Annotated in this window: 2 protein-coding genes and 1 pseudogene; 1 reads left to right on the top strand and 2 read right to left on the bottom strand. The window is 76.5% G+C overall.

The window, feature by feature from the left end; translation table 11 throughout:
• The first annotated feature begins 140 nt into the window (after positions 1–140).
• Positions 141–656, top strand: coding sequence for a type II toxin-antitoxin system PemK/MazF family toxin (locus PKA89_RS01655; RefSeq protein WP_324415947.1), 516 nt, complete (start codon positions 141–143; stop codon positions 654–656).
• 71 nt (positions 657–727) lie between these two features.
• Here the strand turns inward: PKA89_RS01655 and rpsT are convergent, their stop codons facing one another.
• Positions 728–988 (bottom strand): 30S ribosomal protein S20, encoded by a 261-nt coding sequence (gene rpsT, locus PKA89_RS01660; RefSeq protein WP_324415949.1) that lies wholly within the window; start codon positions 986–988, stop codon positions 728–730.
• Positions 989–1202: 214 nt separating this feature from the next.
• Positions 1203–1482 (bottom strand): annotated as a pseudogene (locus tag PKA89_RS01665) (hypothetical protein); the annotation flags it as partial.

The raw sequence follows: 1482 nt of genomic DNA on the forward strand, positions 1-1482 counted from the left end.
GCCGCCGTGCCCTCGCCTCGCCGCCGTGCCCTCGCCTCGCCGCCGTGCCCTCGCCCCGCCGCCGTGCCACACCACCCCGGCACTCCGGGCTCACCCCATCCACGCCCTGCCGCCCCGCCCTCGCGGCTAGGGTCGGGCGCGTGCAGTGGCAGCGTGTCCTCCGGCCGGTCCTCGAGAGCGGGCTGCGGGAGCTGCTGCGCGGCGGCACCCGCCGCAGGCCCGCCCCCTCCCCCGCCCGCGCGCGGGACGACGCGTACCCCGGCGACTTCGAGGGTCGGCTCGACCCCGTCTACGACCCGCACCCCGACGGCCGCCCGGACCCGGGCGAGATCGTCTGGACCTGGGTGCCGTACGAGGAGGACCACAGCCGCGGCAAGGACCGGCCGGTGCTCCTCGTCGGCCGGGACGGGGCGTGGCTGCTCGGCCTCCAGCTGACCAGCCGGGACCACGACCGCGACGCGGAGCAGGAGCGCCGCGCCGGCCGGCTCTGGGTCGACATCGGCTCCGGGGACTGGGACCGGCAGGGCCGGCCGAGCGAGGTGCGGGTCGACCGCGTCCTGCGGGTCGACCCCGACGCCGTGCGCCGCGAGGGAGCGGTCCTCGCGAGCGACCGGTTCGCCGAGGTCGCCGACGCCGTCCGGCGGGCGCTCGGCTGAGGTTCGTCGCCCCCCACGCACGAGGGCCCGTCACCCTCGTGGGTGACGGGCCCTCGTGCGGGCGGCTCGGCTCAGAGCTGAGCGGCGCGCCTGGCCATCGCGGACTTCTTGTTCGCGGCCTGGTTCTTGTGGATGACGCCCTTGCTCACGGCCTTGTCGAGCTTGGTCGACGCGGCGGCGAGCGCCTCGCGGGCGGTGTCGGCCTGGCCGGCGTCCGCGGCCTCGCGGAAGCGGCGGATGGCCGTCTTGACCTCGGACTTGACCGCCTTGTTGCGCTCGGTCGCGACCCGGTTGGTCTTGATCCGCTTGAGCTGGGACTTGATGTTCGCCACTGGTTGTATGCCTTCGGTCGGGTGTCGGTTGCCGTAGAGGGCGGCAGTCGCGCGTCGGGACCGGGCGTGGGGCACCCGTGGTTGACGTGCGCTGGGTGGTGCTCGTGCGCGCGCGACCACACGCGCACGCAGTCGACAAAGGTACCAGCCGGCGCGTCCCGCCACCAAAACGGCGGCCCCCGACCGGGTCGACGGCACGGACCGCCGTCCGGGCTCAGCCCTCGCGGTGCCGGGAGTGCTGCCGGGTCATCGTGAGCACCAGCCGCTCGACGGCGTAGACCGGGTCGCGGCCACCGCCCTTGACCTCGGCGTCGGCGGCGGCGATCCCCTGGAGGCAGGTGGCCAGCCCCTCGGCGGTCCACCCGGACAGGGCCCGGCGGGCGCGGTCGACCCCCCACCGCGCCCTCCCGCCCCCGCGCGCGGTGTCGGCCGGGCGGGCCCCCGCCGACTCGCGAGGCCGCGTCTTGGACGCATCGAAGCCGGCACGTCGTGCA

The organism is Phycicoccus sp., from assembly GCF_035325325.1.
Classification (GTDB): Bacteria; Actinomycetota; Actinomycetes; order Actinomycetales; family Dermatophilaceae; genus Phycicoccus.